The organism is Syntrophobacter fumaroxidans MPOB, assembly GCF_000014965.1.
Taxonomy (GTDB): Bacteria; Desulfobacterota; Syntrophobacteria; order Syntrophobacterales; family Syntrophobacteraceae; genus Syntrophobacter; species Syntrophobacter fumaroxidans.
Map to the genome: position 1 here is coordinate 612767 of NC_008554.1, position 26392 is coordinate 639158.

Annotated in this window: 16 protein-coding genes; 5 read left to right on the top strand and 11 right to left on the bottom strand. The window is 59.2% G+C overall.

Going from position 1 to position 26392, the window contains the following annotated elements; translation table 11 throughout:
• Positions 1-258: 258 nt before the first annotated feature.
• A complete protein-coding gene (locus SFUM_RS02605; protein ID WP_011697380.1) occupies positions 259-522 on the top strand; it encodes a hypothetical protein in 264 nt (87 codons plus the stop codon).
• 259 nt (positions 523-781) lie between these two features.
• Here the strand turns inward: SFUM_RS02605 and SFUM_RS23885 are convergent, their stop codons facing one another.
• The 9 genes from SFUM_RS23885 to SFUM_RS02660 form a co-directional block, all read right to left on the bottom strand.
• On the bottom strand, positions 782-1219 hold the full coding sequence (locus SFUM_RS23885) for a DUF1573 domain-containing protein (RefSeq protein WP_271121192.1): 438 nt from the start codon (positions 1217-1219) through the stop codon (positions 782-784).
• Positions 1220-1326: 107 nt separating this feature from the next.
• Entirely contained in the window at positions 1327-2031 is a 705-nt protein-coding gene (locus tag SFUM_RS02615; RefSeq protein ID WP_011697382.1) for a M15 family metallopeptidase, read from the bottom strand.
• 143 nt (positions 2032-2174) lie between these two features.
• Positions 2175-3005 (bottom strand): class I SAM-dependent methyltransferase, encoded by an 831-nt coding sequence (locus SFUM_RS02620; RefSeq protein ID WP_011697383.1) that lies wholly within the window; start codon positions 3003-3005, stop codon positions 2175-2177.
• A 1333-nt stretch (positions 3006-4338) separates the two neighbouring features.
• The gene (locus tag SFUM_RS02630; RefSeq protein ID WP_208597093.1) at positions 4339-6330 is read right to left on the bottom strand and encodes a rhodanese-like domain-containing protein; all 1992 of its coding nucleotides are present in this window, start codon (positions 6328-6330) and stop codon (positions 4339-4341) included.
• Entirely contained in the window at positions 6327-6857 is a 531-nt protein-coding gene (locus SFUM_RS02635) for a YeeE/YedE thiosulfate transporter family protein (protein ID WP_011697385.1), read from the bottom strand. Before SFUM_RS02635 ends, SFUM_RS02630 begins: the two co-directional genes overlap by 4 nt.
• Positions 6858-7035: 178 nt before the next feature.
• Positions 7036-9084 (bottom strand): MBL fold metallo-hydrolase, encoded by a 2049-nt coding sequence (locus SFUM_RS02640; RefSeq protein WP_083763917.1) that lies wholly within the window; start codon positions 9082-9084, stop codon positions 7036-7038.
• A 116-nt stretch (positions 9085-9200) separates the two neighbouring features.
• Positions 9201-10298 carry an MBL fold metallo-hydrolase gene (locus SFUM_RS02645; protein WP_167321304.1) on the bottom strand — a complete coding sequence of 366 codons (1098 nt, stop codon included), beginning with the start codon at positions 10296-10298 and terminating at the stop codon, positions 9201-9203.
• 800 nt (positions 10299-11098) lie between these two features.
• A complete protein-coding gene (locus tag SFUM_RS02650; RefSeq protein WP_011697388.1) occupies positions 11099-12316 on the bottom strand; it encodes a hypothetical protein in 1218 nt (405 codons plus the stop codon).
• Positions 12317-12860: 544 nt separating this feature from the next.
• Positions 12861-13877 (bottom strand): SAM-dependent methyltransferase, encoded by a 1017-nt coding sequence (locus tag SFUM_RS02660; RefSeq protein ID WP_011697390.1) that lies wholly within the window; start codon positions 13875-13877, stop codon positions 12861-12863.
• 635 nt (positions 13878-14512) lie between these two features.
• Here SFUM_RS02660 and SFUM_RS02670 point away from each other — a divergent pair.
• Positions 14513-16621 carry an alpha/beta hydrolase gene (locus SFUM_RS02670; RefSeq protein WP_011697391.1) on the top strand — a complete coding sequence of 703 codons (2109 nt, stop codon included), beginning with the start codon at positions 14513-14515 and terminating at the stop codon, positions 16619-16621.
• An 18-nt stretch (positions 16622-16639) separates the two neighbouring features.
• Positions 16640-17764, top strand: a complete 1125-nt coding sequence (locus SFUM_RS02675; protein WP_011697392.1) for a glycerol dehydrogenase — start codon at positions 16640-16642, stop codon at positions 17762-17764.
• A 179-nt stretch (positions 17765-17943) separates the two neighbouring features.
• Here SFUM_RS02675 and SFUM_RS02680 read toward each other — a convergent pair whose 3' ends face one another.
• Positions 17944-18750 carry a cyclase family protein gene (locus SFUM_RS02680; protein WP_011697393.1) on the bottom strand — a complete coding sequence of 269 codons (807 nt, stop codon included), beginning with the start codon at positions 18748-18750 and terminating at the stop codon, positions 17944-17946.
• Between the two features lie 577 nt (positions 18751-19327).
• Between SFUM_RS02680 and SFUM_RS02685 the strand changes: the two genes are divergently transcribed.
• Positions 19328-20164, top strand: coding sequence for an SDR family NAD(P)-dependent oxidoreductase (locus SFUM_RS02685; protein ID WP_011697395.1), 837 nt, complete (start codon positions 19328-19330; stop codon positions 20162-20164).
• 770 nt (positions 20165-20934) lie between these two features.
• Positions 20935-21678 carry a transglycosylase SLT domain-containing protein gene (locus SFUM_RS02690; protein ID WP_011697396.1) on the top strand — a complete coding sequence of 248 codons (744 nt, stop codon included), beginning with the start codon at positions 20935-20937 and terminating at the stop codon, positions 21676-21678.
• Positions 21679-22368: 690 nt separating this feature from the next.
• Here the strand turns inward: SFUM_RS02690 and SFUM_RS02695 are convergent.
• Positions 22369-25776: an outer membrane protein assembly factor BamB gene (locus SFUM_RS02695; RefSeq protein ID WP_083763919.1), complete on the bottom strand. Its 3408-nt coding sequence runs from the start codon at positions 25774-25776 to the stop codon at positions 22369-22371.
• Positions 25777-26392: the final 616 nt, after the last annotated feature.

A 26392-nucleotide genomic window follows, 5' to 3' on the forward strand; every position in this document is an offset into this window, starting at 1 on the left:
GGCGTTGAACTTCCCCTTGTTCCGGCAGATTGACGCATGATATCAGATGCTTGAGATACAATCAGCATAATTCTCAGGCAACCTCGACCATGATCGGGGGCAACGCGCTCCTGGGGGGCTCATCCTGTTTTCTAGAGAAACATGGGCGGAGCCGATCGCGTTTCCCTTCGGTTCGCTCTGTGGGAATGCTGATTGCGTCCCGTCTGGAAGATGGTTAGGTTTTTCTTACAGGACACGGGAAAAAAGGAGGAATGGAAGATGAAGCGAATACTTCTGGTCCTCGCGGTGTTGGCCGGAGTCATGGGGTGTGCCACCATGCCCGATCAGAATTGGCTCTACGGTGATCCCTACTCGGGTCTGCTCCAGGTGGAGCCGAGGGCGGAGGTTCAGTTCCTCTTCAGCAATCCGAACTACGGCACCAGCCTGTTCGCACTGGACGTTGACGAGAAGTTCCAGCTGGGAAGGATCGGACGTAACTCGATCAACGGCGGAATCGGAATGATGGGGATCTACCGTTTCTAACGCGCGTCCAGCGGTGGTCTTTTCCATCGGCGCGGCGTTCCACGCCTTCGACGATATCGAGCCTCCGCGACGAACCGTCCGGGTGAGAGCACAACGCTTGCGCGGGGAGTTCGCGGCCGAAGTCCGAGGCAGACCAAGGGCGGGAATACTGCAGCGGTTTGCACCGTTCCCCGGAACGCCGTTGATGGTTTTTGTGTCTGGTCCCGTTTTTATGGCTGTTGGTGGCTTGCCCGGATCGCCTCGTGCACGTGGTTGGACTTCAGTCTTTGTATTCCCATGTCAGGTTCAGCCAAAAGGAGGCGTTTCGGGGATCGTTGGCATAGACCAGGACCGACTTCCTGTTGATGCCCCGGCAGCGTTTCGTGTCGAGAATGATGGTGATGCTTCCCTCGCCGCCCGGCGGGATGTCCCGATCGAATCGGGTCGAGCATCCTCATCCGACGCGGACGTTTTCGATCACCAGTGTATCGTTCCCGGGATTTCCCACCTTGAATTCATGTTCCAGCACGTCGCCCAGGGTGATTTTGCCGAAGTCGTGGGTGGTCTCGAGAAGCTCGGCACAGGGCCCGGCTTGGGGTTCGGAGCAAAGGAGCAGGGCCGGTCCCGGGTTCTCGACGGCGCACAGGCCCGAACCGTTCAGGAACGCCGCAAGGAGCACGGCGATAAGCCACGGTTTCATTCCAAACGATCGTATCATCTTCCCCTTCTTTCTTCATGGATTTGGATGAGCGCGCCCGGCGTGCCGGGTGCGGCCGGGCGCGCATATCGCTCTTCCGGCCTCGGGGCTCGCATGCCCGGTCTCCGTTATTGAACCGGGAAGTCGAAGACGGTGTCCGGGTATGGTTCGTTTTTCAACGTATAGTGCCACCATTCCTTCGGATACGGCTGAAAACCGTGGTTTCGCATGAGGGTCTGCAGCAGCATCCGGTGTGCGCGCCGGCTCGGAGTCAACAGGGGCCAATCGGGCCGGGATTCGGGGCCGAAAAAGTCGAATGCGCCGCCCATATCCAGCTCAGCCTCCGATTCCGCCGCTTCCAGCGGCACGATGGTCAGGTCCACGGTGCTGCCGCGCGAGTGGCTCGATTTCTCGGCAATATAGCCTTCCTTGAACAAGTCCGCCTTGTCCACACCCGGATAGAATTCCTGTTTCATGCGCGTGTCCGATAGATCCTGAGCCCATCGAACGAAGTGATTCACCGCTCGCTGTGGCCTGTACCCGTCATAGATTTTCAGCCCGAGACCAAAGGGCTTGAGGTCTTCCTGGACACCTTTGAGCGCCTCCGCGGCCTCCCGGGTGAGAATGCACCTGGCTCCCCGGTACCCGTCGATGGGCGTGCCGACGAAATTGTGTTCGGTGTGATAGCGCAGTTCGACGTTGACACCGGGAACGACCTCATCCACGTAGACGAAACCGTCCGGAAGCCCGGCCTCCTGTGCGACGGCGAGGGGAACGAAGAAAGGAACGAACAGGCAGAGGAGAAGGAGAAATCGTGAATTTCGCTCGAACATCCGAAGTTCCTCTTAAACGGTTTCAAACCGACCGGACGAACCGCCGAAAACGGCGTTCGGGCGGTCGGAGTGCGGACGGAATCGGGCCGAGTTCATCCAAAAAAGCAACGGCGTACCCGGGCTCGGACATGGCGGCGCGGCCCTTATTTGAACGCAACGGCCGTGAAAAACGTGTAGCAGAACGTACCGTCCTCGCGGGTCGTCCGGTAGAGATCCGCTATGCCCCCATCCCATGTCTCTTCATCCGTGAGCTCGAGGGAAAGGGCCTCTTCCCGCACACCTTCGATCATCGCGATGAATGTCTTCCGGGTGAATCCTTCGACCAGTTGAGGGCGGGTCCGGTCCACGTAGACCATGCGCGGCGAAACCTGCACCTCTCGGAAGCCTGCCCGGTCGAGCAAGGGGTAGAGTTCCCGTCCGATGAGCGAATTGCCGCGCTTTCGCGCCTGGACCTCGACCAGGCAACGAACGACAAGGTCCGCCCGCTCGCTCCTCGGATGGCAGTAGTAGGAACCGTGGTCCCCTTCGATCACGCTGACCGAACCATTCTCCCGCAGCATGTCCTTGAGCCTCAGGAGAGCAGCCGCCGGGTCCTGCAGATGTTCGAGCAGAAAGCACACGAACAGATGGTCGAACGTTCCAGCACCATAAGGCAGATTGAAGATGTCCGCCACCTCCACGGCGACGTTCGACAATCCCGCCCGCGCCACTTTCTCCCGCGCCCGCCGGACCGAATCCGGCGAAATATCGAACGCAGTGATCCGGGAGGCGGGATTTTTCCCTGCAAGATACAGAGTCTGAGCACCAACGCCGCAGCCCGGTTCCAGGATGCGGCTCCCGGCCGGAAAAGAAACCGACGGATGCAGGAGCTCCACGAGTGTGCTCGCCTGGTCCTGCAACCGTCCGGCCTCTGTTTCGGAATATCCGTGCACGTATGCTTCCACGAGAATGACCTCCGGGTTCGTGAACATCATCCGCGGGATGAACGCGCGTCCGTGCTTCGCCCGCTCACCCCCGCCGCACCGTACGACAACGCCCCGCCGCCGGGAGGTGTTCCTCAAACGGATCCGGGGTGCGCCGCCCGCAGCGTCTTTCGTCCGCAAGGCGGGAATCACGGGGTCGTACAGGCGCGCGGACCGCCTCGGCTCTCATTGGGGAATCCACCGCACGTTGTCGAATAACACCGACAGGTTAACGCACCGGTTCGATCCGATCAAGAGGCAGCGAAGTTTTTGTGCGGGTGGCGGAGTTTTCGCATAGGTGGCGAATTATTCGCGCAGATGGTGGAGTCCTGGCGAAGGTGGCGGAGTTTTCACCAGTGAACAAGTGATGCACCGGGCAAGGTGCTCAGGACGCCTGAGACGATGCCGACGAAAATGGATTCATCCGGTTGATGAGTATCTTGCTCTGAGAATGCAGGACCTCATTTCCCGGAAGACCCCCAAAACGTCAATGATAATCGCGCCACCCTAAACGCATGAAAGCCATGATCTCCGGGCAATCCTTCATGATGCCCGCCTCGCCGGCGATGCATCATGCATCGGCGTTATGGTTCGTGCAGCATACGAACACCGCAAGGCTGCGAAAAAACAATGGACATGGGGAAGACCCTGTTGTTCGACGTCGATCGAACAACCGTGTGGCTTCTCGACCATGTCCACATTTATTCTCTGTTTCAAGGGAATTGTCCTGTCCCGGGCCACACCGCCGGAGCATGAGAATGGGTGTGCTCGAATCATCAAGGGACAGGAACGAGTCAAGGCATGACAAGAATTGTTAACAAGATGCCAGGAAACTGACAATTTTTGTCATCCGAGCTGTTTTGCCACGGGGCGACGATCGAAGGCGGGTCCTCCCGTTCCCTTTGTGCAGACCCGATCTATGGAGAATCTGACCTTTCCGCCTGCTATGAAACGGGTTCTGGCACTTTTCTTGCTCAAACAAAATTCGGTCGTTGATAGCGACGCTGATTTCAAGGCAGGCAGCAGATCAGGCAGTTGATGCGTAATAACGGAGGACGGACCCTATTCGGCGGGGGCTGGGTTGGGGTCGGTACCTATAGGGCCGGGCAACCCGGCCCTTTTTCCTTTCAAAACGGCTGCAACCGGTCGAACTGATCGACTAACGCCACGCCGTCAAGATCATGGCGCACCACCCCGGGCTGTAACAATGCCGACTTCCCTTTCACAAGGAGACGACGGACCCCGCCGACAGCTGAGGCCGGGGGGCGGTCCCCGGCCTCGCCATGAACGCGGCATCCATTGAAGAGCATGGAGGGAGGAAACGGGTGACCGCCGCCGCGGCCGCTCACGGGGACGTTTCCACGGGCAGTTCCGGCCGGCTGGACCACTCCGCCCACCCGCCGTCGTACCAGAACACCTTCCGATACCCCAGTATGTTTTGGAGCACGAAGCGCGTCTGGCTGGCCTGATGCCCCGTGCGGCAGGAGACCACCACCGTCGTGTCCTTGGAGGGAATCAGGCGCGCGTAGGCCTCTTCGAGCTCCGCCCGCGGCTTGAAACTCGTGATGCCGTCGATTGTCGCCAGGTCGTCGGCGAAAGGACGGTTGACGGCTCCCGGAATATGCCCTGCGCGGGCTTCGTCGGACTTCGCCCCCGAAAAATAGTCGGCGGGCCTCACATCCAGCAGCACCGCGCTGCGCCGATGCACATGCTCCAGCACGGTCCGGTAATCCACGGTGAACCGGTCCGCCTCTCGCGGGGCGGGATAGGCGGTTTCGGTGATGGCGGGCAGCAGAGTATCCACCGGGCGACGTTCCGCCAGCCATTTTTCCCAGCCTCCGTTCAGAATGGCGTAGCGCCGGTGCCCGGCCCGTTCCAGGGCGGTCCCGATGAGTGTTGCGTCCATGATCTTCTCGCTCGGCACGACGACGATCGTCGTTTCGGGCCTGATGCCCAGCAACTCCAGGTGCCGGACAATCATGTCGACAGGCAGCACCATGGACGACACCCCGCCGACCACCCCGCGGAAATGCTCCGGGTCCATCCGCACCGAGCCGGGCAGGTGACCGCCGTTGTAGGCGGGCTGGGAACGTGTCTCGATGATGCGCACGTCGCCGCGCCCGAGGTGCTCGTTCAGCCACGCCGTTTCGACCAGCCCGGGCATGCCGCCGGTGCTCCCTTGCGAATCATCGGCCCGGGCGGTCGCGGTCCCCAGGAAGAACCCGCGCCACGCTTCCACCTGAGCCGCCATTTCGGCGGTGAGCGGCGCTTCACGCAGTGAAACGGGTTTCAGCACGCGGTGCATGAAACCCTGCAAACCGTCGGTCAGGATGGTGACATTGTTGAACCCCATGCGTGCCAGGGCATCTCGTGCCTGGGCGGGGTGGGTCATCCCGTTGGAATAGAGGACGATGGTCCCCCTGTCCCTGCGGGGAGCGAGGGTTTCAGGGAGGTCGGCGGGGGCGACGTTCAAGGCGCCCTTGATGTGAAAGGCGGAATATTCCCCCGGAGTCCGGATGTCCACCAGCAGGAGCGACGGATCGCCGGTCATGAGGCGGTCGGCGAGCGCTTCCGGCTCGACGTGGTCTTCACCGGCTTGCATGGTCTGAAGTATAGCCGTTTCGGGGGGAGGTCCGAGCCGGGAGACGGCGGCCCGATCGATGCCGGCCGACGGAAGTACCGCCACGCCAAAAGCGGCGGCCAGGACGGCCACGCTGAAAGCTTTGAGGAAGGGACTGCCAAAATAGGGACCCGTACCGGCGGTTCGCCTCTCGATCCATTCCGCGAACCAGAACGCGGCCACGCCGAGGCCCGAAAAGACCAGGGCAAAAAACGGAGCGGACACGCCCAGAGCCTCCCAGACGAATTTCACTCCGCTCTCGCCCCACGTGTACAGGGGTTCCAGCAGGCCGTAGATCTCGTTGAACAGGATACTCCCAAGGACTGCCCCGAAAAGGTAAATCAGCGCGTCGAGGCGCCCGGATGCCACGCCCACGGCCGCCGTGCCCGGACACCAGCAGGCCAGGCCGAACCCGATACCGAACAGCACGCCGCCGACGATTTGCGCGCCGTACACGGTGGGAAGAAAGTAAATCTGGTCGGAAGCGACGATCCCCAGCGACAGGGCCAGGTGCAGCCCGAGCATCGCCGTGATCATCGCCGTGAACATGACTCTCAACACCGTCATGTCCCGAAAGTAAAAAATCCCCCCCAACTTCCTGGAGCTCCCGAAACCCGCGCGTTCGAGCGCAAATCCGAAACCGAAGCCCACCAGCAGCGAAACCGCCATGGCCGTGCTGCTTCCCAAGGCATCGTTGCCGAAGAAGGTTGTGATCATGACCATTGCCTCCTGGCGAACCACGCGGCGGCGTAACCGGCGGCAAAAAGGGATACGAGAAAGAGCAGGCTGCCGGTGGCCAGCATTGCTCCGCCTGTGAGCGCCTGGCCCGAGGTGCAGCCCGAAGCCAGGCGGCTGGCAAAGCCCGCCAGGACTCCGCCCGACAAAGCCATGAGGATACGCCGTCGGGGCGAGGCCGTCGGCCCGCGCTCGAGCTGCGGCTGGACCCGGCGTGCCGCAACGGCGGACACCAGGCCCCCGAGAAGGGTGCCCGCAAACATGAAGACCAGGTAGTAACTGAGCGGATTACTTCCCCAGGCGCCGAAGTAGGGACTGCCCGCAACATGTTGCGGCATCAGCGCGCCCTGCGCCGCGGCGCCCACGCGGGCGATGCCTCCGGATGCTCCGAGACCGGTTCCCAGGACCAGGAAGGCGGCAAGAAGCACGGCGCCCAGGATCAAACCGGCCAAATAGGGGTTCATGTATGGCCTGGGACCGTTTGAATGAATGGATTGGTCGGGATTCATGGTCTAGTCCTCTTTGCTGAGTGGCTTACAAGTGCACAAAACCGCTTGCGGCCATTTCCGTGTTGCTTTATCCATGGCGGCTTTCGCAGGGCGGTGACGACACGCGAATCAATCAGCCCGTGTCGCCGTCGCTCCCCGCGATGAAAAGCATTGTCTCGCCTGGTTTCCGTAAACCGACTCAACAGCCGGCCGACTTCTTTTTGGGCGTGCCGGGAGTGGACGGAGCGGGCGCCGAAGTCGCGGGCTGCGGGACCGGAGCCGGGGCCGGGGCTGCTGGCCCCTGGAATTTAGGTCCCCCGCCGGGAAGCGGCACCGCCCGCACGGCGGCCTTCAACTCCGTCTCCTCCCAGAAGGCATCGAGCCCGCCGTGCAGGGCCTTGATCGGTCTCTTGGTCTTCTGTGAAAGAATGCCGGCGATCATCATCGCCAGGGAGCCGTCGCGGTCCACGATGATCAATGGTCCCGCGCCCGTGAGGTACCCCGCGTTCGACAGGACGTCCGCCGGATCGGCGTTGGTCGATCCGGGCAGGGAATAATCCCGGAATGCCTCCGGCGGGCGAATGTCCACCAGGTCGAATGTTCCCGGCAAATCCTTGAGCAGCCGATTCAAATCCGCCGGGGAGATCCGTTCCGCAAGATGAACGTGACGCCTGGGTGCGGAGGAGCCGGCGGCTTGCTTCTCGCTTCCGAATACCGGGTAGCCCGCTTCAATCCACGCCGCGCTGCCCCCTTCGAGGCTTGAAACCTGCTTGAATCCTTTGCGCTGCAGGATGCCCACCGCCAGGCTCGACCGGTACGCACTGTTGCAGACCGCCACCACCGGCAGAGCGGGATCGAGTTTGCGGGAAAGCTCACCCAGGTGGTTGAGGGGCAGGTTCACCACCGTCCCGATGCGCAGCGCCATCCATTCGTTGGGCAGGCGCACGTCCACGATGATGGGAGCGCTGCCGTCCTGCATTTGAGCGTAAAGCTCGCCGGGCTTGACGGTCCCGCTCCGGGCAAGACTCAGGCCGGCCCTGGTCCAGGCCTCGAACGGCAGCACCGATCCCGTGTAACCCACTCGATGCAGGCGCAGGACGGCTTCCTTGATTTCCGCCGAAGAACCGATCAGCACCATCGGGGCCTTCCAAGGCACGATTGTGCCCACCCACGTTTCCAGGCGGCCTCGCAGCCCGATGTTCACCGATCCCGGAACATGCCCTTCAGAGTAGGGCTTGGGATCCCGCAGGTCGACCAGCCACAGGTCTTCCACCCGGGTGATGGATTCATCGACTTTCGCCTGGACGGGCGCCGCATCCCACGACACCAGGGGCGGTCCTTCACGGTTCATGGCGGCGTTGTGCTTGAAGTACTGCGGTGCCTCGGGCAGGCCTTCGAGCACCGCCGAGATGAACTCGCTGCGGCCCTTGTGCCGTATGTACGGATTGGACGACCTTTCCCTGCCGATGGTCGACGAAGGATCGTCGGACAGGTGCGCGCCGCACAAGGAACCCGCACCGTGCGCGGGCAGCACCGCGACCGTGTCCGGAAGTTTGGACAGGACATTGTGCCAGGTGTCGTAGCTCATGGAAGCCAGGGTGGCGGCGGTCATTTTCCCTTCGAGCAGATCCGGTCTTCCGACGGATCCGACAAACAGGGTATCCCCGGTGAAAATCATTTTCGGCTGGTCATCCCCCTCCGAAAAAACCAGGCCGCACATGCCGTCGGGCGTGTGGCCGGGAGTCTCCACGGCTTTCACCATGGCCGCGCCCACCTTGAACGTCGAGCCTTCTTTCAGCGGTTCGATCTTGTATTTTGCGCCACTGGCGGCGTTCTGATAGACGGGGACGTTCAATGCCCGGACCAGTTCCAGGTGTCCGGCGACGAAGTCGGCGTGGGAGTGGGTGAGAAAGACGCCCTTGATGGTCAGGCCGTGTTTTTTCGCATGGTCGAGGTAGGCGGTGATGTCCCGGTCCGGATCAACCAAGAGCGCCTCCTTCCCGGAAATCAGCAGGTAGGAATAGTGGCTCAAGACGGGCAGGTTGAACTGCACGACCTCGAAGCCGGGAAACCTGTATGTGTCCACGATCTGGTGGAAAGCGTCCTCACTCCCGTGAGTCGCGGATTCCGAGTCCTTGATCGAGGCCGCGCCGGCGAAGCTCCACGGAAAAGCGAAGCTCAACAGGAACACGGTGGCGACGGCGATGTTCCTCAGGTAAAGCCGTTTGCAGTCGGTGGGGTTCTTCATGAGAGAATCCTTCCTTGTCATTTCTGTGTGAGATCAAAACAAACATTCATGACGAAGTCCGTCGGGACGGCGTCTTCCAAAAGATCGAAAAACTGCGGCCGATTTCCGGCGAAGGCTCACTCCCGCGCTCCACGCAGGGGGCGGATCTCTCCGATGTCCAGGACGAGAAACCGGGATGGGTCGAGTTTCCTTTCTTGAATGGTTCTCATGAGGTCCAGGGCCGGATAACCCGGAGGTTCATCGCCCAGCGGGAAGGTTCCCCACTGTGTGGGGATGAAATACCGCGCCCCGAGATCGTGAAAGGCGTCCAGCGCCTCCGGGATGCTCTTGTGCGCGTAGTGCATGAACCATCGTGGATGGTACGCCGTGGTCGACAGCAGGGCGTAGTGGATGTTCGGGTATCGTCTTCCGATTTCCCTGTAGCCGATGAAATAACCGCTGTCCGCACCGTAATAGACGGAAATCTCCGGAGTGATCAGAAGAAAACCGGCCCACAGGGTTTCGTTGAACCCCTGACCGAATCGCCTGGACCAGTGTTGCGCCGGCAGGCAGACGAGCTTGTTCCCACCTCCCAAATCGATTTCCCGCCACCAGTCGAGCTCCTGAACCGCGCCTTCGTGAAGTGACGCCACGTGATTCCCGAGACCGAGCGGAACGTAAAACCGTGAAGCCCGGGGCAGGGAACGAACGCTCTCCTCGTCGAGATGATCGTAGTGGTTATGGGAAATCAGCACATTCAAGGAGGGCGCCAGGGCTTTCAACTCTTCGCCGGTGATCGCCGGAGGAGTGATCCGCCTGGGAAGAAACGCTCTTTCCGAGAAGATCGGGTCGGTGATCCAGTAGTCCCCGCCTATTCTCAACAGAAATGTGCTGTGCCCGATCCACGCGATGAAATCGCCTTCGGGCATCCCTTGAATCCGCGCCTTCAACTCCGGGATGAATTTCGGCCGGTGATTCTTTTCTTCCTCCGAATAGTGCGCCTTGCTCGACATCTTCCATTTCACCAGACGCCAGAATCCCCCGTGTTCCATGGGCGCCCAGGGGTTGAAGTAGCGCCCGTCGTTGAAATGCGGCGCGTAGAGCTGTTCGACGCTCTGAGCGTCGACCTGCCGGCGCCACTTCGCCTCATCGAAAGGCGCGGGATTGTGCATGCAGGAAAAAAACAAGGCGGTCCCCAACACAACAACAAGAAAAAGGATTATCGATTTTCTCATAAGGCCGCTTCCGGAAACCGGGATCATCCCGGTTTCCCCGTACTCCTCGAGAACAGGATTCAACGGGTCCTTGCGATTCCGCCTACCGGCAAAGGCCATCGCTCGCCATGCCCCTTGCGGGCTGTTCATGATCGGCCGTTGCCGCGGCTTTTGTCGGTCGAGGGCGGGGCCAAGCGTATAACCCCGCCGGGCCGTTGCAGGGCACAGTCCCGACCGGCGTATCTTTGACGTCTCCCGGCGTGGATTTCCGGACGCTAACGACCGGTTGTGTCCAGGGGTCTTTATCGGAGCGGGCCATCGCCGGATGGAGTTCGGACGGCCCGTCACCGCGGGATTTCCCGGGAATGGAGCTCACTGAAACCGCTCCAGACCGCTCCAACGTTTCGCTATGGCGCGAGCATTTCCCAACCTCTTGGACCTCATGGGGGAGAAGCCTTCAAATCACTGCACCTCATGGCTGTAGCGCGAGTGCAAGGAAGTTAATGCCGGGCGGTAGCTTTTTCAATACGCGGCGGGTTTCGGGTGATGCCGTTCCACGGGCGAACCACGGGGTCTGCCCGGAACGAAGCCCTTCCCGGCAGAGCCGTCAATTGCCCGGCGTTGTGGAATGCCTTGCGGGCGATCGGCAAAGTGGAGCCGGCGGCGGTTGAAGCATTTTGCCCGTGCCTGGAAGCAGAGCGGAATGGTCCGGAATAAAGGGGTGGACGGGCACAAATGAGGGGCCTTGTGCCGCGGACCGGGTGCCCGCGATGCGTCAGCCGGTCTTGAATCCCATTTTCGACGGCATGGCGTGATGGAGCTTATTCACTGTTCCTGAACAAGAAGGATGAAATCCTGCGCACCGGCTTCTTGAGACCCGCAACGGCTTTCCCGGCGACACCGGCGGCCGTGGAGGAGACTTTCTTCACTCCGCCGGCGGTTGCCTCGAAAACGTCACCGGCTTTGTCTCCCACGGCGTCATAAACGGACCGGACGGCTCCGGCAACCTTCCTTGCGCCGTGCTTCGTCGAGTTGTAGGCATCGCTCGATTTTCTGCCCACGGCCTGACAGGCATTCCCCAGGCCGCCGGCAAAGCCGGTGGCGGTGTCCGCAACCGCGCCGGAAGCTTTCCGCATGCCCCTGGCGGAAATACTCTTGATCGACCCGCCCAGCGCACCCAGGACCTTCGGCAATGACTCGGCGACAATCTCGTTCAGTATCTGCAGAGCTTCCAGGGAAGGACGCTGCTTCACGGATGAATCCGGGCAGGTTTTGAGGCCGATGTAGTTCTTCGTCACCACTCCCACCCTGCATGCCAGCGAGGCGTTGGCCGCTCCGGTGAAAATGGAGTGAGAGAACGTCCTGGCAATCGTGGCCACGAACGGAACCTTGTCAAAGACGGCGTGGGGGATAATCGGGGAAATGATGCTTCCAATCTGGTTGGCAAGATCCGCTTCGTCCAGCCCGTAGGAAACGAGCGAAACGGTGAGGACATTCGTATATATCTTCCAGAGTTCCATGGGGTGCGGGCTCTGGTTGTAAATGCGCGATATCTTCCAAACCAGGGAGGCCACCTGAAAGAAGACGATCAACGAATCGAGCCGCCCGTTCTGGGAAATGGCCGTTGCAACGAATACTCTCTTGCCGACCAGCTTGATCTCCTGGACGGCAAGGTCGTCCAGGTAAGCCGTCAATTCGGGGAGGCGGTCCACGGAAGAAGCGCGAAGGCCGCCTGCGATGATGTATTTATTGGATTCCAGCCTCTTGGACAGTTTCGCAAGATACAGCTCTTTCTGTGCGGCGCTCGGATTCGAGAGCATGGTTAGAGGCTTCTGACGAAATACGTGAGCGCCGATGAGCCAGAAAAGGCACAGGGCCAGCAGTCCCAGCAGCAGGCAATTGGAAACGAGCCCGAGGGCAGGATGTATTCTCCCCAGGATCTCCGACAGGGCGAGGATGTGGCTGATCATGAAAGTCAGCAGGGACAGCAGGATCAATGCCGTCACCGCGAGGAGTGCAAAGGCCCACTTTTTCTTCATCGATGCGGTTCTCCGGGATGTGGCATCTCGAAGCGGGAACGGAGCATTTGATGAATCCCCGCTGCGGGACAAAACGCTCGAACGCGCCGATTTTCGCCGGAAAGCCTCCGGCAGACAGCTTTCGATCAATTCTAGCATCGCCGCGAAACTGTGTCCATGGACACGAATGGGAGATGTCGACACGAATGGGTGGCGGAGAGAGCCGAAGGGTTCGCCGCAGGTTTTTCGGACAGGCCGCGACGAACAAACAAGCGAACAGATCGGGACGGTCAAAGCGGCGGGTGCCGAACGTTTTGCGTCCGGCGTTCATACGGCTCGCAAGGCTCCCCGATATCCTTTGACCATTCCGGGCCGGGGAGTGATACGCGGGTTGCGTTCGGGATGGGTGCATCGGGCGGGGGCATAAAGCCCTCTTTTGCGTCTACGTCCGACCGGCGCACCGGCGCGACACGCGGCAACAGAAACGTTCACCCGGGCGGCTTTTCAGCGCTTCTTTGGGAGGTTGAACCCTTCACGCCGTGTCTTGCGGCCGGGCCTGGATTCATCAATTGCCCGCAACGATTCCATAGAGCGTTCCTCCCGGAATGAAACGATGCGTGTCAATCCGGCGGAATCCGCATCGATGCAGCAGCGATAGAATATCCTCCAGGCGGGGAAGTCGTGTCAGTCCTTTCAGGGAACAGTTGACCATATTCAGGTGTGCCGCGGCGACATCCATTCCCATGCTGTGGCAGGTCGTCGCGATCGCCAGTACGCCTTGAGGGGCAAGCATGGCGCGCAGATTGTGAACCAGTTCGATACGATCCTCTTCATTGAAGTAATACAGGATGTTGAACAGGGTGATGAGGTCGAAAGGGCCTTCGAGCCCTCCGGGGGGATGACGCGTGTCTCCGTGAAAAATGCGGAAACGGTCCTCGAGTCCCCATTGGGCGATGTTGTTTGTTGCCTGTCGGACGGCTGCCTCATCGATATCGAGGCCCGCGCCCGTCGCATTTCGGTTGGCGCTGTGGGCGGCATGCAGAAAGACACCCGAACCGCACCCCACATCCAGGATGCGCATGGGGTTCCTGCCCGAAACGAGGCCCACGATAAAATCCTTCATGATCGGTTCGGCGAGCTTCGAAAACCGGGCAACCAAATCGCCCATCCTGTGCAGGTCGTCCCCCAGATCGTCCCCTCGAAGGCGACGGGCCGCATGGCGATAGGCGTCGCTGTAATAGGTGATGTTGGCCTGGACCATGGCGGCCAGCATATCCCCCCTGGCACCCACGACGGCTTTGGACCGTTTGCCCTTGATGGAGAACAGCCGGTTTTTCATTCCCAATTCTTTTGTGGCCAGTCCCACGTCCAAAAGGGCATCGAACAGCTCCGGGCGCTTCACCTGAAGCTTGTCGATCAACACCTGCTTTTCACACGGAACGGCCAGGGCTTTCAACAGGCCCGATTCATAAGCGGCATGGAGGAAATGCATTCTCACCAATGCCTGCCAGTCTTTCATGAGGGGAAACAGGCCGGGCACTTTCAGAATTCGCAGGAAGGCTATCAGGTACCGCGGATTCATTGGATCATCTCCTTGTTCGAGTTTCGGACGTTTCGGCGGGTCGCATGACGGGGATTGGCGGGGCCGGTGAGAGGAATCCTTTCAAATGCACCCGGAGAATATGATGATCGAGCGGTCCGGCTTGCTCACCCATAGAACCTGCCTCTGGAAAGGGAATGGGGGCATTATGTCTTCGAGCTCAAAATTCGTCAACACATAAGGACACATACAAAGGACACAGGAAGAAGACCCTCTGCCTTCCCCGCCGACGCGGAAGGCCGGCGACAAGGACGCCGGGAACTCCCGGCCCGTTTCCGGGCCGCGATGCATACCTTCGCTTGAATCTCCGACGAACAAATGGATCGTCACATTCACTTTTAATATTCATGGTCATATCCATGCAAACTCTTGACCGTACATTGCCAATCACACGCCCGGCCGGAGAACGACGCGAGGCTCCATCCACGGGGCTCGTTGACAATCTTCGGAGTACCTGCTATCCGGAAACGGCAATGCAGCAGAATTCGAATGACCCACAGGGATTCTATCGACGGTCGGGAGTTTCATCCGTGCCTCGCCCCTTGATGGGAGGGGAGGGGCCGGCTTTGGGCATAGGGACGGGTTTTCCAACACCGCGAGCGAGGAAAGAACACGCTATGAATTCCATGAAGAGAACCATCGCCGTTTCGGTTATTGCCCTGGCAATCGCGCTCGGAACCTCATGGGCGGGTGCGGCAACCCTTGAAGTGATAGACGGGGAATACAAGCTGCCCGCCAGAATCCATGCCTCGGTGGCATCCGACGTGAAGACGGAACTGTGGGCTCATGTCTGGCGCCCGCGCCCGCGCGGATCCTATCCATTGGTGGTTTTTCTTCATGGGAACCACCCCACCTGCGGGCGATACGACAGTGAACTGGGCGTGCGAATAGACGATCGCGTCGATTATACGACGACCGGCGAGTGCCCGTCCGGCTACGTGGTGACCCCCAATCATCTCGGTTACGCCTATCTTGCGGGGACTCTCGCCTCGTACGGATACGTGGTCGTTTCCATCAATGCCAACCGCGGCGTCAACGGAGCCAAGCCGGAAACCGACGACTACGGTCTCAACCTGCGACGCGGACGTCTTGTTTTGCGCCACCTGCAGGAACTGGCGAAATGGAACACCGAAGGCGGCGCGCCCGCTTCGCTCGGTTTTCAACTCAAGGGTTTCATCGACTTCACCCAGGTCGGGCTGATGGGGCATTCTCGCGGCGGGGAGGGCATGCGCGCGGCCGTGGCCCAGTTGAACGATCCCGACAGTCTTTGGCCGAAACGTATCCCGGGGCTCAAATTTCGCTCCCTGTTCGAGATCGGCCCCGTCGATGGTCAGACGAGTCGCACCCTGAACCCTGTGGGTGTTGTGTGGAACGTCCTTCTGCCCGGCTGCGACGGGGACGTCGCGGACCTCGAGGGGATGAAGCCGTTCGACCGGATGCTCCAGGACGCGGCGGAGGCGGATTCGCTGAGCAAATCCACCTTTCAGGTCTTCGGTGCAAACCACAATTTCTACAACACGCAATGGCAGATTTCGGACTCCATGGGATGCATCGGGCAGACAGCGATCTTTCCCCAGTTGAAAGGATCAGCGTCTCAGCGCCGCACTGCGCTGCGGTCGCTGGTGCCGTTCTTCCGCTCCAATTTGGGGCCCGCGCCCGTCGAAGGGCTGGCCAGGCGTTTCGATCCCAGCTTCCCCATACCGTCGGGACTGGCTTCGGAGACGTCATACGCTCGGGGTTTCACGCGGAGCCCCCGCCGATGCGAGAATTTTGTCATCGACAATTTCAACCGGCGGACCGGGCTTTCGAGTCGGAATGTGGCCAATGAATCCTCGGGGCTTTCGGGCTACGAACATGGAACGGCCGGCAAGAACCAGGATCCGACGCAGCGTGCCGCCGCGATCGACTGGCGCAGAGCGGGCGGATTTTTCCAGGTCAACGCCGCCGCCGCGGGCGAGGGGCTGGACGTCGGCAACTACCACGCCCTCGAATTCCGCGTGATGCTGCGCTGCTTCGACAAACTCTGCTGCTCGCCGGGCGATCCGACCGGGGACGTCGACTTTTCGATAGCCATCGCCAATGCCGATGCCGTTCTCTCCAATCCGGTGTCTCTCAAATCCGTGGCCGTGGTGCGCCGCCCGGGCGGTTCGTTTCAGGGCAGTTGGGTCAACTATAACGAGCTGTTCCAGACCGTTCGCATTCCGCTGTCCGATTTCACGGGTGCCGATCTGTCCAATTTCCGCGGCGTTCGTTTCACCTTCGATCGCAGTCCAAAATCTTTCATTTACCTTGCGAATGTGCGCCTGACCAAGGCCCGCGCCGGAAACGGCGCTCTCGCATCGGATGCGCAAACGCAAGTCGGGAGCGAAACCGTGGTGCAAACCCGCGCGCGGGATGAAGCCCAAGCGGATCGCAACGAGATCGTCGCCATCCGCCTCCCGGGCGGGGCGGCCGCCGGCGTATCGGAGAAGGCGCGCGTTCCGGCCGTGGAGATCGAGGTCGCTTCGAGCCGTTCGTTTCCGGTGGGTGGAGCGCTGCCGACGCTCGTCGTGGGCGACAAGACCTTCGCTCTTTCGCACTACCCGTCCGGCGCCACCGATCGACTGGTGTTCACCCTGGAGGCGGGCCAATTCGAGGCGATCGAGCAGGGAGCCGAAGTCGGCGTTCGCATCGGCGGCGCGCGCCCCTGGCATTTCGGCCTGCTCGACAAGTCGCTTGCCCGCTGACAAGGAGAACGCATTCGCATGTTCAGCGTCTTTTCCTCCCCGGCTCGGTATACACAGGGCCTTGATGCCACCGCCATCCTCGGCGCGGAAATGGCCGGACTGGGCATCGAGGGCCCCGCTCTCATCGTTGCGGGCGGATCGGCGCTCGCACAGCTCTCCGGCACTTGGAGGCAAACCCTGGGAGAGGTGGGTTGCAGCTACGGCATACACCGCTTCGGAGGCGAATGCTCTCTGGCGGAAATACTTCGCATCAGGCATGCGGCGGAAGCTCTCCCCGCAAGGGTCGTCATCGGAGCCGGAGGAGGAAAGGCCCTGGATGCGGCGCGTGCAAGCGCAGCGGAACTCGGCCTGCCTTTTGTGAGTTGCCCGACCCTGGCTTCGACGGATGCTCCCTGCAGTGCCGTTTCCGTCGTGTACGGCGAATCGGGCGCCGTGGAGGAAGTTCGCATTCTGCCGCGAAACCCGGTTCTGGTGCTGGTCGATACCCGGGTGATCGTGCAGGCTCCTCCGAGGCTCCTGATCTCGGGCATGGGGGACGCTCTTGCAACCTGGTTCGAGGCCAGGGCCTGCGCGGCTTCCGGGGCCCGGAATCTTCGGGGCGGGCGCTCGACGCGCAGTGCGCTGGCTCTTGCCGAGCTGTGCTACCGGACCCTGCTCGAGGATGGCGTGGAGGCGGTCGAGGCCGCCGGGACGCAGACCGTCACCCCGGCCTTCGAGCGAATCGTTGAGGCCAATACGCTGCTTTCAGGGCTGGGTTTCGAGTCATCGGGTCTGGCCGCGGCCCACTCCGTTCACAATGGACTCACCGCGGCCCCGCAGACCCGCGCTTTCACCCATGGCGAAAAAGTGGCTTTCGGCACGCTGGTCCAGCTTGTGCTCGAAAAGAGCGACAGGTCGGCGATCGATGAAGTGATGGGATTCTGCGCGCAGGTCGGTCTGCCCGTCACGCTGGCTCAGATCGGGCTGCGGGAGCTGTCCGGCGAGATGCTGGAAAGAATCGCCCTGCGAGCGACCCGGACGGGGGAGTCCATTCACAACGAGCCTTTCGAGGTGTCCGCGAACCGGGTTGCCGATGCCATTCTGAAAGCCGATGCCCTGGGAAGAGCGTTGCCGGGGAATGGAAAGCTCCCGTCGCCCGAATGACGGGCGTCACCGGGATCGATGGACACCAATTCGCATTCAATCCCCGAATTGCGCTCAAGAATACATCATGTGAAATCAAGAAGAACTGACACAGGCGGGAATAGACTCGCCTCGACTCATGCAATTGAGGTGAGCGGAAGGCTTCGCGCCTTCCCGCCCGATGGCGGCCGGCCTGGATTCTACGGCAGCTTCGCGAATACGCGCGCGGGGGCTCCGGTCCCGTTTTGAATGAACATGGGGATCACGTAGAGCATCGCGCCGGACTCCGGAATCTTGTCCAGGTTCGCGATATTCTCGAGGGCGAGCTTCTGCGCCTTGCAGAGTGCTCGATGCGCCTTGAAGTCCTTCGAGGACCCCGGATCGATGCTCGGCGTATCCACTGCGATGCCGGTGATCGCCCGGTTGGCGAGGAGAAAGTCGACCGCTTCGGGTGAAAATCCCGGAAAGTGCAGCTCCGCGACGGCATCCATTCCGGTCTTGTCGGTGCCGAGCACTTCTTTCCGGTTCGGATAGAAACGGTCGTCGATGCCGCTGTACATAATGACCCAGGCCCCCTGGGGGATGGGCCCGTGTTTCTTCTCCCACGCGAGCAGGTCTTCCACGCTCAACTGGTAATCGCGATTTGCCAGGGACTTGCCGGTGACGTCGATCTTGACCGCGGGGCCGATCCATTCCTGAAGCGGAACCTGGCCGATGGTGCGTCCGTGCTCATGGAAATGAATCGGAGCATCGACGTGAGTGCCGCCGTGTTCCGAGGCGGCATATTGATTCGACGCATACCACCAGCCGCCGTCCGTGATCCCTTTGAATACGACCGTCGGGGTGAAGGGCTTGTCGGTGGGCCAGTAGATCGATTCTTCCGAAAAAGGGAAGGTCATGTCGACGAGCTTCTCTTCCGAGGCGGCGGAGGAGGTCGTCGGTGCGGCAAGCAGAATCAGCGATACGATCGCGGCAGCGAAGAAAGAGAAGCGGGTGTCGAGTTGCATGGGAACTCCTTTCCGAGTGGAAGTTTTGACGTCACGCAGGACGGCGGCGCAATTTTCCCTTTTCTTGCCCTCATCCGAGTTTGCCGGCCATCAGCCCCGTCATGGCCGATCGGTCCTGCCCGGCCGATCGGCCGGTAGTGGCAAAAGATTGTTGTTTCACACTGCATGGCAGGCACACCGTGGCGCCATCCCGTCGGGTTTCAAGAATCCCCGGCATCGGCGCCTTCTTCACGTCCTTTCTATGCATGCACCTTTCCGTGTTCCCCGGCGGGGTCCTGCAACAATATGCCATCGTTGCGCACAGTGCCAGGCTTATGTTTGACGGTGACCAACGGGTCATTGCGTGTGAACCGGAATGAAAGCCGTGTCGGCTCTCCAAAATGCGGGATGATGCAGTCCGACACACGGTTTCAAGATTCTTTTCGGAACGGGCTGACGCAAATGCCTCAAGCTTGACAAGGACGGCGTCCGAATCGATTGGAGGAAGGCCGGGCAGGGATGCCTGCAGTATTATAGTATATAACCCGTCATGACACTCCCTTCGTTCCAAAACCGCGAAACAAAGGAGCATGAAGAAATGAGCGAACCGTTTAAGGGAAAAGTGTGCATCATCACCGGTTCATCGAGCGGCATCGGGCTTGGTCTCGCCAAGGAACTGCTCGGGCGGGGCGCGGTGGTTCATATGTCCGGTTGGCGCGAAACCAACCGGGAAAACCTGCGAACAACGGCGGACCTGTTGGAAAGATACCCGGGAAAGGCTTTTTCGCGGGAACTGGATGTGCGCGACGCAAGGGCCGTTGCGGAATATATCGCGGACATTGCCGCCGGGGGCCCCGTCGATTACATGTTCAGCAATGCCGGCGTGGGCCTGGAGATGCCGTTTATCGGAGTCGACTTGGCCGTGTGGGATAAGATCCTCGGGGTTGACCTCTACGGCGTGATCCACTGCGTGCAGGCGGTGGTGCCGCTCATGCTCGAACAGGGACATGGGCACATCGTCAATACGGCTTCCGTGGCGGGCATCGTTCCGCTGCCCTACCAGGCGGTCTATTGCGCCGCTAAGTACGCCGTCGTTGGATTCAGCGAGAGTCTTCGCTATGAGCTGGAGCCTTACAACATCAAAGTCACGGCGGTTTGCCCCGGCGCGGTCGCCACGCAAATCTTTCAGCGGGGCTTGGATTATACGGTCCACGAGGAACTGCCCATGCCCGAAGAGGCGATCGGCATCGATCATGCCGCCCTCGAGATCCTGGAAGGCGTCGAGGCCGGCCGCGGGATCCTTCCCGTCACCGACTTTGCGCGGGCGATGTACGAAAACATCCGGACCGATCCTGCCCGCAACGATGTCGTCATGCGGTCGATTGCACGGGACAGGCGACAGCGGTTTATTGACAGGGGCCTGCTGGATCGCTGATGGTCCGTCGCGGGCCACGACGATGGACGTGGAGAAAAACACCGGACGCGCACGACGGGTTTGCCGAGTCATACGAAGTTGCGTTCAAGAGATGGATCTTTCAAGCACAAAAGAGCGGGGGAATGATTCCCCCGCACCCCCCAAGTTTCGGCCACACGCGCAAGCGCGTGAGGCCGAGTGCTCGGCGCTGTCGGCGACTGGCCGAAGGCCGCCGCCGCAGCGCCACACGGAGCCGCGAAGCGGCGAGGGGGTGTGGGGGATACGTCCCCCACGCTTTTAAAGTATCATTTTGAACGCAATTATCCATGCCCCCTGCGACACCCGCGAAGCATGAAAACAGTTTCGCCCGTGAATCTATTTTCTAGGTAAATCCGTATCACCTGCCGAATCGTCGAGACGGGGGAGGGGGACGGCAGGCGGCGCCCTGGAAAAAATCGGGTTCGATGAGCTATCGCTTGCATCTTCGATTGGAGAATCGTATGGTTTTGAGAGCCCCCGGGGTTGTTTTCCAAAATTCTTGGCAGAATCCACCCTGATGATTCGGTTCGGGTGCGTGGCGCGCAAGTCGATGCCTTATTATGGATGGAGGCCCTTTTTTGTGAAAATGCCCCGGCCCGACAGATTTCCATGCTTCGTTGCGGGGCGGCGGCTCATGGAATTTCGTGAAATGTGCGGGTGACCCCTTGGGACGTTGAGGGGTTTGTGCGGTGGACGGTTTCGAACTCGTAAGGGATATGGGTCGAAGGGATTATCGGATGTGGAGGCACCCTATGCAGGATTGCTCTAAACCCCGGAGATTGGTCTACCTCGTGGCGGCCCTTTTCATGGCGGCCGGCGTGATCGGCTGTGCAACGGCGGAAACCAGCGCCCCCGCCGGTCCGCCCGTTCAGGCGGCGGTTCAGGCGGAAAGGACGGCGGCGCCCGTACAGGTCCAGCGTCCGGCGCATCAGAGCCCCGGCATGGTCGCCTATTATCCTCCTCCCGGCAGGATGGATTTCTGCGGGGAGCACGTCCCGCTGGAAAACCAGGAGGTCATGGAGCGATTCGACAAGGAGTTCACTCTCGTCGTATACAACCATGCGCAGATTTACCGGTGGTTGAAACGCAGGGACGGTTATTTCCAGTGGATGGAGGAACGCCTGCGGCGCCTCAACCTGCCCGAAGACCTGAAATATGTGGCCCTTGCGGAAAGCGAGCCTCCGCTGAGCACCGCCGATAGGAAAAGATGGGCGGAAATGCGCAATGACTTCGAACGGTCCCCGGAGAGCGCTCTCCAGTATCTGGGGGATCTTCACCGCAGTTTCAGGAGCTGGTCTCTTGCGCTGGCGGCTTACTGCTGCGGTGAGAAGCGCATCATGGACGAATCCCGCGCGCAGGGACAGTCGGATTTTTACAAGATGATGCTGCCGCAGGAGACGGAGCGCTACGTTTTCAAGGTTTTGGCGATCAAGGCGGTCCTGAGCGACCCGGCGCGGTACGGGTACGAACTGCCCAAAGGCGCCCGGCAACGCTAGGAGCGACAGAGACACCAGAAGGTCGACGTCTCTCTGCTCATTCGTGAAAAATCGGCTTCTCCAGACATGGAAGGTGCCTGAATCTTCTGCGTGCCGGCGGGAGTTGCGTGCGGTCTCAAGGGGGATTGCCTGATCCTGCTTATGTCTTGCTCCCTTGGCATGAAACCGACGGCAATGCCGCATTCACGGACTGATGAGCACCATACCACCACGGCCCGCTTGTAGTTGGAGTTTGTGGGGCAGCCTCGTTTCATGGGGGCCGCGCACCCGGGGGTGCGTGGTGCTCGGCGCGCCGTCGGGACGGCTCCGCTGCACGGGGTTCCGGGCAGTACCGATGCCGGAAAGGTAGAATGAGCTACTCCCGTTCCGAGGCCAAGGACCTTAATCGTGCGGCAAACCTCCCGGAAGCACATACCGGAGGATTCCCGTTGTTCTGGCTCTCCGGTGCGATTGCTTCCGCTATCTTGCGATTGTCAGGCGCCTTTTTCCCGTCCGGTTTTCGGCGTAATGTTCGAGTTGCGGGCAAGCCGAGGCTCCGTGGAAGCATCTCTGCCCGATCGGGGCAGACGGGGTCGATACAACGCCGCGACAAATCGTCCCCGAATACATGCACACCGGGGCTGACAGGCTCGGTTCCGGCGGCAAGACGCCCCATCGAACGGCAATTGAACGAGTTTTTCGGTATCCGGTTCAAAAGGGGCCGGTTATGCTCGGGCCGCTGTTGACCCCGATGCGCCCGTTGACGGAAGCGGAGTAAACACCGCCAAGCGATGTGCTCACCGTGCTGCTCAGGCCGATGTCCTGGACCTGCCCGGCCGCCACCGTGAAAACAACGCCAACCGCCGCGTTGCCGCCAATGGCCCCATTGCCGTAGCTAACAACGGCGCCCGCTCCTATGAAGACTTCGGTTTGGTGCTTCAGGAAGTCGCGTTTGATGGAACCGGTAATGAAGTTATAAGTGCCGCCGATTTTAACATGGTCACAAGCCAGTTCATAGCTGAACACGATCAAGTTGAGCTTAAGCGGTGCATCCTTGAAGGGACACCACTTCGTGGCCGATCTTCCGATTGAGGGGTCATCGGTGGCGCTGGTGTCGGGTTCCGGAGGCGGGACGCAAAGATAAAGGCTATTGACTAGATTGAGAGCGCCTTCGGTGCAGTTCTTGGCAGCTGCTGACAGAAAGTAGTATAGGTTAAGCGTATTCAGCTGCAGGAATTTATTTTCAAATTGATTCAGTGTCGGCCATTGAATTTTCTTGATGATAGGACGAGCCAATGCAGAAAATTTCGTAAGAACAGAAGCCATACTTTTGCTCGTTGAAGCAATCTTGTTAGCATCCGCAAGAAAATGTGTCTTTCCAAGGTTGTTTTTCTTCATGCAGTATTTATATCTGACTTGGGCTTCGCAGGTCTCATCGTAATTGCAAGCGTAGATCTCGGCAGTTTCCTGATTTATTAAAGTGGAATCTGCTTGCATATAATTCTCATTCTCTGTAGCCCACCAATCCATATATGCATTTACAAGAATAGTTGACTTGTGATTTATGATATCTTGTATATCCGTCATAAGAAAATGTTCTTTGTCAAACATGAAGTATTCTTTGATCCCATCCGTATTGATTTGAACCATGGATTGGGCCTCTTCATTCACCTTGATCGCCAAAGCCTCAAATTCTTGTGAAGCAGTTGAAATCGAGTTGTTCAGTCTGGCGTACGCGTTTTCAAACTTTTGAGCGGAGCTTGCGATTGAAGACAACGAATCCTGGCCGCTGATGCCGGAGGCAATCTGAATGGGCGGAATTACGGTTGTGGAATCCGATGCCGTCTTGTTGCTGATCGGGTCGGTGCGTTCCGCTCCGCCGCTATCGGATATCGCCTGCTCGGCAGCATGGAGCTGGCTGGCTCCGAAAGCTGAAACGGAAGTCGTCAAGGCGGCTATAAGGTTGGTTTGCGCCGTTTTGTGATGGCCCTGCGATTCGGCGATAAGCCCCAGTCCGAGTTTGGCGGAGGAAAGGCCGGGAGAGAGCGCGAGTGCTTTGTTGAAGTATAACGTCGCATTCTTGATATTTCCCTTGTGAAGGTAGACCCACCCGAGATCCAGGGCGATCACCGGCAAATTGGGCTTGATCCCGTCTGCATAGAGCAATATCTTGAGCGCGGAATCGGAGTCTCCCATACCATCCAGTGCAACGGCAAGAGTGTTGGCGGCTATCGCATCGTTAGGATTTTTCATTGCACTCCAGGCGGCCGAATATATTGCGGCGGAACCCGCTCCCGCCGACAGGAAGAACGCCGCCAAGTCGGCGCCGGCCGTGGCTTTGGCGGGCGGTCGAACGGTCGCGTCTATTTTGTCCGAAATAGTTGTCCCGGCCTTTGCACGGTATTTGGTTGATATTTGTTTGACCAGAGTCAGATAGTTCGTAGCTGCTGAAACCAGGAAATCATTTCCTGCGTTGAGAGTTTGTCGGGCAGGGATGAGCACCCATTTGCATTTTCCCTGAAAACCGTTGCGTGAGAATGAAAGAACCTGTCTGCCCTCCGGAATCCCTGTGAGTGAATAGGCCCCGGTGGACGACGTGGTGGTGGTTTTCCCTCCGCAGGTTACCGTTGCCCCCGCCAGGGCAGCACCGGTGGCGGAATTTCGGTGCAGCACCCCCCTGGCCGTTCCCGTCGGGGTCTTGACCAGGAAGTCATTTCCCGCGTTCAGAGTTTGTCCGGCAGTGATGAGTATCAACCGGGATTTTTCCTGAAAACCATTGCGGGAAAAGGAAAGGACCTGTCTCCCCTGCCATATCCCCGTGAGTACATAGGCCCCGGTGGATGACGTGGTGGTGGTTTTCCCGCCGCAGGTTACGGTTACTCCCGCCAGGACCGGGCCGGTGGCGGAATTTTGGTGCAGCACCCCCCTGACCGCTCCCGTCCAGGAGGCTGCCGAACCGGTGATGCCGGGAATAGGAGATTCGCGTTCCTGACCGGCAAGCTCCGGTTTTGTGCTCGAACGACTCTTTATCGCGTAGAGGCGGGAATCCTCGGAGCCCACGTAGAGGGTCCCATCCGGTCCCACAACTCCCGGCGCATCGATTTGCTGATGCAAATCAAAAAAGCCTACCTGGTTTCCGTCCAAGCCGATCGCATCTATACGTCCGTCGCGCCTGCCGAGGTATATGCGTCCATCAAAACCCACGGCCGGCGGCGGAGCGCTGTCCAGGCGATCGGAAATCGGGAAGGACCACTTCAGGGTTCCATTGAAACCGGCCGCACAGATTCTGGAATCGGCAGTAACATAGACAATTCCGTCCGTACCAGGTGCGGAAGATGAGAGGATCTTATCGAGGGACCATTGAATGCATCCGGTGGTGTTGACAGCATAGAGAATGCGGTCAAACAGGATGAAAATCGTGTTGTCCGGATCCAACGTGGAGGAGCAATTCATCTGTTTTGATTTCAATTCAAAGCACCACCTGGCAATTCCGTAACCATCGATTGCGTACAGAACTGCATTCTCCGTCACGGCATATACCATTCCATCTTTACCTATCGCAGGAACTGCTTGAATTCGCGAGCCGGGTGAAAAAATCCATTTGTGGGTTCCATCCGGATTGATGGATAAGATATTCGCTCCCTCGGTAATGATTACTGAACCGTCTGCTCCCATTGCGGGGGATGAAGTTGGAGCGCCGCCGATATCGATGAACCATTTAGGCGTTCCGTCATGATTGATGGCGTGAAGCAAATTCCCGGCGCCGGCTGAATAGGCTGTTCCATCATCGCCTACAGCCGGGGACAAATTGGGGTGGCCTTCAATTCCAACAGACCATTTCACATTTCCGTCGGGCTTGATCGCATACAAGCTACCATCGCTTGACTGAACGTAAACCATCCCGTCCGTCCCTATCGCCGGTGAAGATTTAATAGGGCCGCCTGTCTCAAAGGACCATGCCGGCGTCTCTTCGGCGCCGGCAAGAACGGGGTGGGAAAAGCACAGCAGAACGGCCCAAAAGAGTAGACATCCAAAAATCGAATTTCGGAGTCGAGCGGAAAAGTTGAAGGTTATCATCTTCAGAAGGGATGAATGACCGATGCTTTCAGTATTTCTCATTTGTTTACCTCAACTCTGAAAAATGCAATGCAAACGAAATTCTTCCGGCGATTTCGACATAATAATGCATGAATTTTGTCCCCAACAGATTCCACAATGCGCATTGGAGTCGTATACATTTCAATCGACGAAATGGTGATGCAACAAGCAGGATGTATTCAGAAATTTTCATTATTTGTTGATTGGTCACAAGCACTGTAGCGTGTTGTGCTATATTTAATCATCATTTAAATTTATATTAATATTAATATTTAAATCATATTAAACAAATTGGAACAGTGTGTTATGTTCTATTTTGTATTTGTCAAAATCAGATCAGGATAGTTAATTGATAGAGTGAATTTATGAAATGAAATCAGATCTATGCTGTGTTGACTTCGAGTTTCTGCAACTTCCGTTGTTCTAGTGATCATTTAAGTATATATTTTCGAGTTCGAACTGTCGGGCGCGAACAGCGTGTTGATATTTCTCTCCTGCCTTGACCAGTAGCTATAAGTCATAGGCTTAATGAAGCTGGCGAAGGTTCCTGACGTGGTACAGACAGCCAAGTGCTTATACGTGCCAGGCAAACCGGCGACGAAGATCATAGCGGCATTCGTTCTCCGATTCTTCATTG